This is a genomic window from Microbacterium sp. MMO-113, from assembly GCF_037148555.1.
Taxonomy (GTDB): domain Bacteria; phylum Actinomycetota; class Actinomycetes; order Actinomycetales; family Microbacteriaceae; genus Microbacterium.
In genome coordinates this window covers 1-12,244 of sequence record NZ_JBBCTD010000001.1, presented here as the reverse complement: position 1 = coordinate 12,244, position 12,244 = coordinate 1, and the positions used below count along the sequence as shown (strand labels likewise).

The following is a 12,244-nucleotide window of genomic DNA, read 5'->3' as shown; positions in this document are numbered from 1 at the left end:
AGACCACGGATGGTCTCCTGTTCAACACATCACGGAGGAAACCCTCATGGGTATGCAGATCAACACCAACGTGGGCGCGCTCAACGCCTACCGCAACCTGTCCAACACGCAGAACGACCTGTCGAAGTCGCTCGAGAAGCTCTCGAGCGGTCTGCGCATCAACCGCGCAGCGGACGACGCCGCCGGCCTCGCGATCTCCGAGGGCCTGCGTTCGCAGGTCAACGGCCTGAACGTCGCGGCCCGCAACGCCCAGGACGGCATCTCGGTCATCCAGACCGCGGAAGGCGCCCTGACCGAGGTGCACTCCATCCTGCAGCGCGTGCGCGACCTGACCGCTCAGGGCGCGAACGACTCGAACAACGCGAAGTCGCGCGAGGCGATCCAGAAGGAGATCAACACCCTCGGTGACGAGCTCACCCGGGTCGCCGACAGCACGAACTTCAACGGCATCAAGCTGCTCTCGGGCGGCACGACGCTGACGTTCCAGGTCGGTGCGGGCTCCGTCGCCGCCGATGACCAGATCTCGGTCGCCCTGACCGATTTCGACACCCTCGGCGCCGACATCAAGACCCTCGCGGCGACGATGACCGACGCGGCATCGTACGGTGCGGCTCTGGCGGGCATCGACACGCAGATCCAGGCGGTCTCGACCGCTCGTGCCGGCTACGGTGCGCTGCAGAACCGCTTCGAGTCGACCATCAACAGCCTCAACGTGTCGGCCGAGAACCTCGCCGCCGCCGAGAGCCGTATCCGCGACACCGACATGGCGTCCGAGATGGTCAAGTTCACGTCGGCGAACATCCTGTCGCAGGCGGGAACGGCCATGCTGGCCCAGGCCAACCAGGCCAACCAGGGCGTGCTCCAGCTGCTGCGCTGATCCGCGCCGCCGCACGGAATCACTCCGGGGGTCCGGGTGACGGCTTCGGCCGTCGCCCGGGCCCCGCCGCACACAGAAGGGAAGCCGCATGTCGCTCTCGCTCGACGGCCTCGTATCGGGGCTCAAGACCACCGAGGTCATCAAGGCCCTCATGGACGTGCACGCCATCCCCCGCACGCTGCTCAAGGCCAAGATCGACGACAAGAACGTCGTCATGACGCAGCTGCGCACCCTCAACACGGCCGTGCAGAACCTCGCCGCCGCCGCCGAGAAGGCCGCAGCGCCCGGCGGTCTCGACCGCTTCACCGGCAGCGCGTCGTCCGAGTCGGTGAAGGTCGCCTTGCGCACCGGCGCCGCTCCCGTGTCCACCGACATCGTCGTCGACCGTCTCGCCCAGGCGCATACGGTGGTCTCGGCCGCCCTGACCCGCTGGCCCGCGGACCCGCCCGTCCTGACGCTCGAGGACGCCACGGGCAAGCGCGTCCAGGTGCAGGCCGACTCGACGTCGATGCAGGACATCGCCCAGGCCATCAACGACGCCGACACCGGTGTCCTCGCCACGGCCGTCCCCGCCGGCAAGGATGCCGACGGCACCCCCGTCTACCGCCTGCAGCTCCGGGCCGAGGAATCCGGAGAGGCCGGACGGTTCCGCGTCTACGCGGGCGACCTCGCCGCCGTGACCGCCGGCACCGCCACGGACGTGTCCACGGAGCCCGGCGCCGCCGTCATCGCCACGGGCACGGACGCGCAGCTGCGGCTCTGGGCCGGCACCGCGGCCGAACAGGTCATCACCTCCTCCGGCAACACGTTCACCGATCTCTTCGAGGGCGTCGACGTCACGGTGTCCACCGTCTCGACCACCCCTGTCACGGTCACCGTCGCCGTCGACGGCGAGGCCAGGACCAAGGCCTCCGGGGAGTTCATCGCCCTCCTCACCGACATCTTCACGCGCATCGACAACGGCTCGAAGGCGACGGTCGCCGCGGGACAGGGCGAGAAGACCACCCTCGGCGTCTTCACCGGCGACAGCACCATCCGCGGTCTGCGGACGGCCCTCGCCGACGCGGTGCAGCACCCCGTGGACGGCGTCTCGCCCTCCACGATCGGCATCTCGACCGACATGTACGGCAAGCTCACGTTCGACGAGGAGAAGTTCTCCGAGGCGCTGGCGAAGGACCCCGCGGCCGTCGGCGCGCTCTTCTCCGCGGTCGCGGCACGCGTGGAGCAGACGGCGACGTCCTACTCGGACAAATACGACGGGCTGCTCACCTCGCGGATCACGGGTCAGGAGAGCGAGGTCAAGAGCCTCGGCGAGCAGATGGAGCGCTGGGACGTGCGCCTCGCGCAGCGCAAGGCGTCGCTGGAGCGCACGTACGCGCGCCTCGAGGTGATGCTGTCGCAGATGCAGTCGCAGTCGTCGTACCTCGCCTCCCAGATCAACGCGCTGCCGAGCAGCCGCTCCGGGTCGAGCTCGTGAGCATGAACGCCGCCCTGCGCGCCCAGCAGCGGTACCGCGAGGACGCCATCCTGTCCGCCCCGCCGGAGCGCCTGGTCACGATGCTCTACGACCGGCTCCTGCTCGACATCGAACGCGCCGAGACGGCGCAGCGGGCGGCCGACTGGACCGAGGCCAACACCCAGCTCCAGCACGCGCAGGCGATCGTGGCCGAGCTGTCGTCGTCCCTCACCGACGACTGGAGCGGCAGCGCCGGGCTGCGCTCGCTGTACGTCTTCCTGTCCCAGACGCTGATCGGCGCCAACATCGGCCGCGATCCCGAGCGCACGCATGCCTGCCGCGAGCTCGTCGTGCCGCTGCGCGACGCCTGGCACGCTGCCGCCCTGGCCGTCGCGGAGGGCCGCGCATGACGGACGAGGACTGGGCCGCGCTGCTCGACCGGCTCGAAGCGGACGCCGACCGGATCCTCGCCGCGCCGGCGGGCGCCGTCGAGGTGCACGACATCATCCCCTGGGCGCCGCCGTCCTCCCCGCTCCCCCCGCACCTGGCCGATCGCGCCCGCGCGGTGATCGACCGGCAGCACGCCGCCATGGAGCGCGCCCGCTCCGAGCTCGAGGGGCTGCGGCAGCACCTCGGTGCCGTCCGGCGCGTGCCGGCGCCCCGCTCGCCTGATGCCCCCGCCTACCTCGACGTGGACGGGTGAGCGGCCCTCCTAACGAAACCGCACGGACGGCCGACAGTCTCCCGAGAGCACGGATCGCTCGTAAGACTCGGCCAGGGAACGGCCACTTCGCCCACACACGGGGAGCCGGTTCGTGTTCGACTCTGTGACCATCACCGCACTGACGAGTGCGCTGAACGGCCTCTCGCTGCGCCAGCGAGCCATCGCCGACAACATCGCCAACATCAACACCCCCGACTACCACGCCAAGCGCGTGCAGTTCGAGGCCGCGCTCGCCGACTCGATCGCCGCCGGCGACGGGGACGTGTCCGCCACGGTCGGGACGTCGCTCGAGCCGACGAGGCTGAACGGCAACAACGTGAACCTCGACACCGAGACCCTGTCCAGCATCGACACGATGCTGCGCTACCAGTTCGCGACGCAGGCCGTGAACGGGTCGTTCTCCTCGATGCGCACCGCGATGAGGACGTCATGACCTTCGACGCCATCGGGATCGCCGGCACGGGACTGACCGTGCACCGGAAGTGGCTGGACGCCATCAGCGACAACATCGCCAACATCAACACGGCGACACCGACCGACGGCGCGGCGTTCCGAGCGCGGTACATCCTGGCGCAGACCAGCGACCAGTCCCCCGGGGTCTACGTCGCCGGCACCGCCCAGGGCGACGCGGAGGGCCGGCTCGTGCACCAACCCGACCATCCGCTCGCCGACGCCGACGGCTACGTGCGCTACCCCGACATCGACCTGGGAGACCAGATGAGCCAGCTGATCCTCGCGCAGCGCGGATACCAGGCGAGCGCAGCGATCGTGGATCGTGCCCGCAACTCCTACGAGGCGGCGCTGCAGATCGGGCGGAACGCGTGAGCGCCGTGGCCGGCATCGAGGCCGTCGCCTCGTCCCTCGGCATGACCACCTCGCCCGTGACGGGTGCGAAGACCGGCGACGACACGGCCTTCGCGAACAGCGTCACCGGCGCGATCGACGAGCTGCGCTCGCTGCAGTCCGAGTCCGACACCCTGAAGGTCGCCGCCGTGACCGGCGACCTCGACGACATCCACGCCGCGATGATCGCCTCCTCGCGCGCCGCCGTCACCCTCGAACTCGTCGCCGCCGTCCGCAACAAGGGCGTCGACGCGTTCAACGAGATCATGCGGATGCAGGCCTGATGCCCCCGGCAGTGACCGGGGCGTTCCAGCGGATGCGGCGGGTGGTCGCCGGATTCTCGCTCGCGCAGCGGACCATCGCCATCATCGGCATCGCCCTGCTCGCGCTCGGCATCATCGCCCTGTCCAGCTGGCTCAGCCGCCCCACCTACACGCCGCTGTTCTCCGGCCTGAACGCCTCCGACGCGAACGCCGTGGTGGAGCAGCTGCGCTCCGCCTCCGTCCCCTACGAGCTCGCCGACGGCGGCGCCACCGTGCTCGTCCCCGAGAAGGACGTCTACGACCAGCGGCTCGCGGCCGCCTCCGCCGGGCTGCCGAGCGCCGGATCCGCCGGGTACTCGCTGCTCGACGACATGGGCGTCACCACGAGCGAGTTCCAGCAGTCGGTCACCTACAAGCGCGCGATCGAGGGCGAGCTCGCCGCCACGATCTCGGCCATCGACGGCGTCTCCGCAGCGTCCGTGCAGCTCGCGATCCCCGAGGAGAGCGTCTTCGTGTCGGAGACGGTCGACGCGACCGCCTCCGTGTTCGTGGAGACCGCCGGACGCACGACGCTCGACCAGAAGCAGGTCGAGGCCATCGTGCACCTCACCTCGGCCGCCGTCAGCGGCATGAAACCGGAGAACGTGGCCGTCGTCGACCAGACCGGACGCACGCTGTCGACCGTGGGCGGCGGAGCCACCGGCGGCCTCGACCAGCAGGCGAGCGACTACGAGGCCCGCGTGGCCGCGAGCGTGCAGCAGATGCTGGACACCGTGGTCGGTCCGGGGAACGCGACCGTGACCGTGGTCGCCGAGATCGACCGCTCCGTGAACGAACGCGTCGAGGAGACCTACACCCCGGCCGAGGGCACGCCCCCGCTCACCGAAGAGGTCCGCGAGCAGAACAGCAACGGCTCCACCTCGGAGGCGGGCGTGCTCGGTCCGGACAACATCGCGGTTCCGAACGGAAACGGCGACGGCACCTACACGAACACGGAGGAGACGCGCACCAACGCCGTCAACAAGGCCACCGAGAGCACCTCCACCCCCGCGGGCACCCTGCTGCGGCAGTCGGTGTCGGTCGCCGTGGACGCCGGAGCCGGAGGCGACCTCAGCTCCGCCCAGCTCAGCGATCTCGTCGCCACCGCGGCCGGTATCGACAGGACCCGCGGCGACGAGCTCGCCGTCGAACTCGTCGCCTTCAGCCAGACGGACGCCGAGGCCGCTCAGGCCGCGCTGCAGGCGGCGAAGGACGCCGAAGAAGGTGCCCGTCAGGCCGCTCTCCTGAACACCGTGATCGTCGCAGCCGCCATCGCCATCCCCCTCATCGCCGCGATCGCCGCGCTCATCGTCCGTTCGCGGCGGAAGGCACGCGGTGCGGAGGAATTCGACCAGCTCTTCGGCGACCGCCCCGCCGAGCTGTCCGCGCTCTCGGCCGACGCCCCGACGGCCGTGCTGGAGGCGCCGACCACACCGCTCGCCTTCCTCGAGCCGGTCCCCGACCTCGACCCCGACCCGGAGCCCGAACCCGCGCAGATCAGCCTGGAGCGCCGCCGCGCCGAGATCGCCGCGCTCACGCGTCAGGATCCGCAGCGCACCGCGGAGCTGCTGCGCACCCTCATCGACGACAGGTCGCGGGTATGAGCGGACTGACCGATCGGCAGACGGCCGCGATCGTCCTGATGAACCTCGACCGCGCCCAGGCCGTCGAGGTCATGAAGCACCTCTCCGAAGCGGAGGCCGAGGCCGTCGCCGCCGAGATCATCGGACTGCAGGATCTCGACGCGGAGACCACGGTGCAGGCACTCGGGCAGTTCCATCGCATCGCCGCCGGGCACCTCCCGCCGGCGCGCGGCGGACGCGACATCGCCGCGGGCCTGCTGGAGGCGTCGTTCGGCTCCGAGCGGGCGGCGGCGGTGCTCGGCCGGGTCGGCTCGACGACGATGAGCGCGTCCTTCGACTTCCTCGCCTCCGCCGATGCCGCGCATCTCGCCACGCTCCTCGACGGCGAGCTGCCGCAGACCGTCGCCCTCGTGCTCGCCCATCTCCCCGCCGATCAGGCCGCCGCGGTCCTCGCCGCGCTGCCCGATCCGGCCAGGACCGACGTGGCCCAGGCCATCGCCACCATGGGCACCGCCTCGCAGGAGGCCATCACGATCGTCGCCGATGCCCTCAAGGCCCGCACCGGCAGCCTCGCCTCGCGGGACAGCCCCGAGGTGCTCGGCGGAGTCGAGCCGCTCGTGGAGATCATCGGGCGCTCCGGCGCGACGATCGAGAAGGCGCTGCTCGCCAGCATCGAGGACCGCGACAGTGCCCTCGCGGAAGACATCCGGTCGCGCATGTTCACCTTCGCCGACATCGTCAAGCTCGACGACCGCGACACCCAGCGCGTGCTGCGGGGCATGGACATCCGCTCGCTGGCCCTGGCCCTCAAGGGCGCACAGCAGCCCATCGTCGACCTCATCCGCCGTAACGTGTCCGAGCGCAACCGCGAGAACCTCGACGAGGAGGCCCGGACGCTGGGCCCGGTGCGCGTCTCCCAGGTCGAGGAGGCGCGGGCCGAGATCGTCCGGACGATCCGTGCGCTGGAGGCCGCGGGAGACATCACGGTGCAGCGGGCCGACGAGGACGAATATGTCTACTGACGCGTTCGCGCCGGCCGCGTTCCCCCGACTCGGCGGCTCCGACCACCGGGCCGAGCAGGAGCGTGCGCGCCGCCGCGGGTACGCGGAGGGGCACGCCGCCGGCTTCCGGGCAGGGGTGGCCGATGCCGAAGCTGCTCGACGAGCGGCCGAGGCCGCACAGGCGGAAAGGGAGCGCATCCGGGCTGAGGACGTCTCGGCTGCCGTCGCCGCGCTGCACGCCGCGGCCCGGTCCCTGACCGCCCGAGAGGCCGCGCTGGAGTCCGCCGCGACCGGACAGGTGCTCTCGCACGCGATCGACCTCGCGGAGCTCATCCTCGCGGCCGAACTGGGCGACGCAGGATCGTCCGCGGCCGCCGCGGCTCGCCGCGCCCTGAACGCCACCGATGCAGCCGCCGTCCGGCGTCTCCGGGTGCACCCGGAAGACCTCCGCATCCTCGCCGCGGAGGCAGGACAGGGCGTCTCCGAGATCGCGCTGGTGGCCGACGACACCCTCGCCCGCGGCGACGCCGTGGCCGAGCTGGAGCACGGCCTGATCGACGCCAGGGTCGCGACGGCCCTCGCCCGCGCGCGCCGCGCTGTCCTGGAAGGCGCGCCGTGAGCTCGTGGACCGCCGTGCTCGCGGCGGCGCGTCCGGAACGGATCGGCGAGGTCTCGCAGGTGCGCGGTCTCAGCGTGCAGGTCCGCGGCCTCGACGGCGCCGTGGGGGACGTGCTGACACTCGACGGCATCGACGCCGAGGTCGTGGCCACGGGCGAGGACGGCCTCCGGTGCATGCCCCTCGCCCCGGTCGCCGGTCTCACCGTCGGCGCCCCGGTGCGAGGGCGCGGCGGCCCGGTTCGGGTTCCCACCGGATCCGCGTTGCTCGGCCGGGTCCTGGACGGGCTCGGACGCCCCATCGACGGCAAGGGCCCCCTCGCAGCGCCGCACGTGAGCCTGGATCACGACACGCCCTCGATCATGGAGCGCGACCGCATCGACACCCCGCTCCCCCTCGGCGTGCGCGCGCTCGACACCCTGGTCAGCGTCGGCCGTGGCCAGCGCGTGGGCCTGTTCGCGGGATCCGGGGTCGGGAAGTCGTCGCTGCTGTCGATGATCGCCCGCGGCACCGAAGCCGAGGTCACCGTCATCGCCCTCGTCGGCGAGCGCGGCCGCGAGGTGCGCGAGTTCATCGAGGACGACCTGGGTCCGGAGGGACTCGCGCGCTCCGTCGTCGTCGTCTCCACCTCGGATCAGCCGGCGATGGCCCGCATCCGCGCCGCCTTCACCGCCACCCGGATCGCGGAGGCCTTCCGCGACGAGGGCGCACACGCGATCCTCATGATGGACTCGCTGACCAGGGTCGCGATGGCCCAGCGCGAGATCGGCCTCTCCGCGGGCGAGCCGCCGGCCACCCGCGGCTACCCGCCCTCCACCTTCTCCCTCCTCGCGGGGCTGCTGGAGCGCGCCGGCACCGACCGCACCGGCTCCATCACCGGCATCTACACGGTGCTCGTCGACGGCGACGACCACAACGAGCCCATCGCCGACACCGTCCGCTCGATCCTCGACGGCCACGTCGTGCTGGATCGCGCCCTCGCGCTCGCCGGGCACCACCCTGCGATCGACGTCCTCGGATCCGTCTCCCGCGTGGCCGGCAAGGTCACGAGCCGGGAGCGCCGCGACCACGCCGCCACCCTCCGTGCGGTGCTCGCGGCGCGACGCCGGGCCAACGACCTCATCGACATCGGCGCCTACCATGCCGGTGCCGACGCCCGCATCGACGCGGCGATCACGCACGAGCGCGCCATCTCGGCGTTCCTCACGCAGCCGCTCGACGAGACCAGTCCGATCGAGGAGTCCTGGATGCGGCTGGAGGGCCTGGTCTCCGCCTTCGAGGGGGTGTCATGAGCAGAGGGTTCTCGCTCGCGGGTCTCCTGCGCGTCCGGGAGATCCAAGAACGCGCGGCGGCGCAGCGCTTGTCGCGCGCGGTCATCGACGCGCAGCACACCGAAGCCAGGGACCGGGTCCTGCGCGCGCATCTGGCCGGCACCGATACGGAGGCCGTGGACGTGCGTGCTCTCGCCGCACTCGCCGCGGCCCGCGTCTCCGGCCGCGCCCTGCTCGCCGATCTCACGGCGCTCGCCGACCTCCAGCAGGAGACGGTCGCCGAGGCGCGGGCCGAGCACGCCGACGCCCGGCGCACTCTCCGCGGTCTCGAACGGCTCGCCGACAACCACACGGAAGCAGTGCGGACGGCAGACCTGCGCGCGGAGCAGGCGGAACTGGACGAGATCGCCTCCCGCTCGCGGACGGAGGACCCGGCATGACCGCCCTCGACCTCCTCGCTGCTCTGGACGTGCGCCCCGCACGCCCCGCAGCCTCGGTGCCCCGCGGCGCCCCCGGAGCCGCCGCCTTCGCCGATGCCGTGCGCGATGCCGTCCGGGAGACGGAGCCGGCCGACTCCGAGTCGCCCGAGGGGCCTGCGGCCGACGTCGCCACCGGCGGCGACGGCACCACGGCAGCCGTTCCCGCCGACGGCGCCGTCGCCACGCCGCCTCCGCTCCCCGCCCCGTCGCCCTCCGGGTCCGTGATCGCTCCGCCATCGATGCTGCCTGTCGCTCCGTCGGACGCCGACTCGACCGCGGTCCCGACGCCGCCGCCGGGAGAGCACACTCCGGCTCCTCCGTCTCCCGCGGGTCCGGCCGGCCCCGGCATCGACGCGCCCGCGCTGTCCGCCATCGACGCGCTCGCCCTGCCCGCCATCGACTCGGTCTCCGCTGCGGCGACGTCTCCTCATGCGGAGGCGGGGCCCACGGCGGCCGGCAGGGCGCCGGTCGCCGGACCGATCGAGGCCGAAGCGGTCCGGTCGGCCGCCGCTCTCCCGTCGCCGGCTCCGACGACGCAGCCTCCGACGATCGCAGCGGTCGTGTCCTCCCCGCCCGCCTCGTCCGTCGACGCAGCGGCGGGTGCGCGCGCCGGCGCCGACGGCGGGACGAGCACGGGGTCGGACGGCCGGATGTCCCGCCTCGCCGGCCCGGCGCCGGACGGAGCGACGGCCACGCTCGATCCCCCGACCGCGGCCCCGAGCGTCCCCGAGACCTCTTCGCTGCCCCCGACGCCCTCGGCTCCGGCGCCGGTCACCACCACGCCGGCGGGCACGACGAGCATCGACCCGGTCGCGGCCGGGTCCGCCAGCGCGCCGAGCCCGGTCGCCGCCACGGTCACTGCTGCCGTCGCGCCGCCGAGCACCGTCCCCGCGCCGGTCCGCCCGGCCCTGCTCCCCCAGGTGGCGGCCCCGGTGCTGTCCTTGGCCCAGGCCCCCGATGGCGACCACCGGATCACGCTCACCGTCTCGCCGGAGAACCTCGGTCCCGTCACCGTGCGGGCCCACATCGCCGGCTCCACCCTCCGCATCGAGCTGCAGGCCCCGAGCGAGATCGGCAGGGACGCCCTGCGTGCTCTCCTCGTCGACCTCCGCCGGGACCTCGCGGTCGCCGCGCCGCACGCCACCCTCAGCCTCAGCACGGGGGACGGCTCGTCCTCCTCGCCCCAACACGGCGCGACGACGCACGGCCAGACCGGGAACGGTGACCAGGACCGCCCGCGCCCGCAGCCCGTCCCGCGTCCCCCGACCTCGACGTCGACCGCTTCCCCGCCCCCGACCGCACCGCCCGTCGCTCCGCTCGGCGGCATCGACGTCTACGCCTGACCAGAGAGGACTCCATGACCACGGTCGACTCCATCACCGGGACCCTGCCCCCGGGTGCCACGCCGACGTCCGGCGTGCAGACCGGCAGCACGACGCCGGCGGCCGAGCGCAAGAAGACCCTCGACTCCGAGGTGTTCCTCAAGCTGCTCGTGACCCAGCTCACCAATCAGGATCCGAGCTCGCCGATGAACACCAACGAGATGATCTCGCAGACCACGCAGCTGGCCTCCATGGAGCAGCTGACGGCGCTCGCCTCGACCAGCACCGAGAGCTTCGCCCTCAGCATGCGTCAGACCGCCGCCGCCCTCCTCGGGCAGGAGGCGCAGTACGTCGATGCCGACGGCGTCACCCAGAAGGGCATCGTCACCGCGGTCTCCTATGCGGGAGCCATCCCGACCGTGACCATCGGCGAGAAGTCGATCCCCCTCGACGCCGTCTCCGGCGTCTCCCTCGTCCCCGGCACCGCTGCCTGACCCCGCTCCCCAGAAAGGCACCACCATGCTCCGTTCGCTGTTCTCCGGAATCTCCGGACTCCGCTCGCACCAGACCATGCTCGACGTCACGGGCAACAACATCGCCAACGTCAACACGACCGGCTTCAAGGCGTCCTCCGTGCAGTTCCAGGACTCCCTCTCCCAGCTCCTGCGCAACTCGATGCTGCCGCAGCAGGCGACGGGTGGACAGAACCCCGCCCAGGTCGGGCTGGGCGTGCAGGTCGCCGGCATCAGCACCAACTTCGCGGGAGGCGCCCCGCAGCCGACCGGCGTGCCCACCGACCTGATGATCTCGGGTGACGGCTTCTTCGTCGTCCGCTCCGGCGGCGAGACGCTGTACACCCGCAACGGCGGCTTCACGTTCGACGCGAGCGGCCGACTCGTCGGTGCCGGCGGAGCGCTCGTCCAGGGCTGGACCGCCCGCAACGGCGCGATCGTCCCCGGTCAGGGCATCGGCGACATCACCCTCCCGGTGGGCGCCCTCAGCCCGGCCGCCGCCACCACCACGGCACGGGCCACCGGCAACCTGCCCTCGGGGGCAGCGGTCGGCGAGACGCTCGTGCGCGACATCAAGACCTACGGCGCCGACGGCTCCGCGTCCACCCTGCGGCTGACGTTCACCCGCAGCGCAACCGGCTGGGACGTCACCGACGGCGCGGGCGCGAGCACCGCACTGACGTTCACCGACGGTGTGCAGAACGGCGCCGGGAGCATCGTCTCGGGCGGCGTCACCGTCGACCTCTCCGGTGTGACTGGCTTCGCCGATGTCAGCGACATCGCGATCAAGGAGCAGAACGGCAAGCCGGCCGGCACGCTGAGCTCCTACGCGCTGACGAACGACGGCAGCCTCGTCGGCACGTTCAGCAACGGCGACACCCAGGTGCTGGCCCGCATCGCGCTGGCCGGGTTCGTGAACCCCGGGGGCCTGGAGAAGGTCGGCTCCTCGCAGTTCCGCCCGAGCGGCAACTCCGGTCAGGCCGAGCTCGGACAGCCCGGCACCGGCGGTCTCGGCGGCATCATCAGCGGCGCGCTCGAGATGTCGAACGTCGACCTCTCGCAGGAGTTCACCAACCTCATCGTCGCGCAGCGCGGTTTCCAGGCGAACGCCCGCATCATCACCACGAGCGACGAGGTGCTGCAGGAGCTCACGAACCTCAAGCGCTGACCTCTTCCGCGAGACCCCGCTTTCGCGCCGGGGGCCCCCCGGAGACACGGGGGGATGGGGGGGGCGCGGGGCGCAAGCGGGGTGTCGGGC

15 protein-coding genes are annotated in these 12,244 nt (G+C 72.3%); all 15 read left to right on the top strand.

Annotated elements, in window-relative coordinates; all coding sequences use genetic code 11:
• Window positions 1–46 precede the first annotated feature (46 nt).
• The 15 genes from WFJ36_RS00075 to WFJ36_RS00005 all read left to right on the top strand — a co-directional run bounded on the left by WFJ36_RS00075 (window position 47) and on the right by WFJ36_RS00005 (window position 12,154).
• Window positions 47–877 (top strand): flagellin N-terminal helical domain-containing protein, encoded by an 831-nt coding sequence (locus WFJ36_RS00075; RefSeq protein WP_071327492.1) that lies wholly within the window; start codon window positions 47–49, stop codon window positions 875–877.
• Window positions 878–965: 88 nt separating this feature from the next.
• The gene (fliD, locus tag WFJ36_RS00070; RefSeq protein WP_292787192.1) at window positions 966–2,354 is read left to right on the top strand and encodes a flagellar filament capping protein FliD; all 1,389 of its coding nucleotides are present in this window, start codon (window positions 966–968) and stop codon (window positions 2,352–2,354) included.
• A 2-nt stretch (window positions 2,355–2,356) separates the two neighbouring features.
• Entirely contained in the window at window positions 2,357–2,743 is a 387-nt protein-coding gene (gene fliS, locus WFJ36_RS00065; RefSeq protein WP_062635829.1) for a flagellar export chaperone FliS, read from the top strand.
• Window positions 2,740–3,036, top strand: a complete 297-nt coding sequence (locus WFJ36_RS00060; RefSeq protein ID WP_062635827.1) for a hypothetical protein — start codon at window positions 2,740–2,742, stop codon at window positions 3,034–3,036. The genes fliS and WFJ36_RS00060 overlap by 4 nt, the downstream gene beginning before the upstream one ends.
• 112 nt (window positions 3,037–3,148) lie before the next feature.
• The gene (gene flgB, locus WFJ36_RS00055) at window positions 3,149–3,490 is read left to right on the top strand and encodes a flagellar basal body rod protein FlgB (protein ID WP_025104347.1); all 342 of its coding nucleotides are present in this window, start codon (window positions 3,149–3,151) and stop codon (window positions 3,488–3,490) included.
• Window positions 3,487–3,882, top strand: coding sequence for a flagellar basal body rod protein FlgC (locus WFJ36_RS00050; protein ID WP_336642394.1), 396 nt, complete (start codon window positions 3,487–3,489; stop codon window positions 3,880–3,882). Before flgB ends, WFJ36_RS00050 begins: the two co-directional genes overlap by 4 nt.
• A gap of 41 nt (window positions 3,883–3,923) precedes the next feature.
• Window positions 3,924–4,184, top strand: a complete 261-nt coding sequence (fliE, locus tag WFJ36_RS00045; RefSeq protein ID WP_051582258.1) for a flagellar hook-basal body complex protein FliE — start codon at window positions 3,924–3,926, stop codon at window positions 4,182–4,184.
• Window positions 4,184–5,806: a flagellar basal-body MS-ring/collar protein FliF gene (gene fliF, locus WFJ36_RS00040; protein WP_292787199.1), complete on the top strand. Its 1,623-nt coding sequence runs from the start codon at window positions 4,184–4,186 to the stop codon at window positions 5,804–5,806. The genes fliE and fliF overlap by 1 nt, the downstream gene beginning before the upstream one ends.
• The gene (gene fliG / locus WFJ36_RS00035; protein WP_071327496.1) at window positions 5,803–6,807 is read left to right on the top strand and encodes a flagellar motor switch protein FliG; all 1,005 of its coding nucleotides are present in this window, start codon (window positions 5,803–5,805) and stop codon (window positions 6,805–6,807) included. Before fliF ends, fliG begins: the two co-directional genes overlap by 4 nt.
• The gene (locus tag WFJ36_RS00030; protein ID WP_071327497.1) at window positions 6,797–7,405 is read left to right on the top strand and encodes a FliH/SctL family protein; all 609 of its coding nucleotides are present in this window, start codon (window positions 6,797–6,799) and stop codon (window positions 7,403–7,405) included. Before fliG ends, WFJ36_RS00030 begins: the two co-directional genes overlap by 11 nt.
• The gene (locus WFJ36_RS00025) at window positions 7,402–8,694 is read left to right on the top strand and encodes a FliI/YscN family ATPase (RefSeq protein ID WP_071327498.1); all 1,293 of its coding nucleotides are present in this window, start codon (window positions 7,402–7,404) and stop codon (window positions 8,692–8,694) included. Before WFJ36_RS00030 ends, WFJ36_RS00025 begins: the two co-directional genes overlap by 4 nt.
• Window positions 8,691–9,113: a hypothetical protein gene (locus WFJ36_RS00020; protein ID WP_071327499.1), complete on the top strand. Its 423-nt coding sequence runs from the start codon at window positions 8,691–8,693 to the stop codon at window positions 9,111–9,113. Before WFJ36_RS00025 ends, WFJ36_RS00020 begins: the two co-directional genes overlap by 4 nt.
• Entirely contained in the window at window positions 9,110–10,495 is a 1,386-nt protein-coding gene (locus tag WFJ36_RS00015) for a flagellar hook-length control protein FliK (protein ID WP_336642393.1), read from the top strand. The genes WFJ36_RS00020 and WFJ36_RS00015 overlap by 4 nt, the downstream gene beginning before the upstream one ends.
• Window positions 10,496–10,509: 14 nt before the next feature.
• Window positions 10,510–10,968 (top strand): flagellar hook assembly protein FlgD, encoded by a 459-nt coding sequence (locus WFJ36_RS00010; protein WP_071327501.1) that lies wholly within the window; start codon window positions 10,510–10,512, stop codon window positions 10,966–10,968.
• 25 nt (window positions 10,969–10,993) lie between these two features.
• Window positions 10,994–12,154 (top strand): flagellar hook protein FlgE, encoded by a 1,161-nt coding sequence (locus WFJ36_RS00005; RefSeq protein WP_060923655.1) that lies wholly within the window; start codon window positions 10,994–10,996, stop codon window positions 12,152–12,154.
• The last annotated feature ends 90 nt before the right edge of the window (window positions 12,155–12,244 follow it).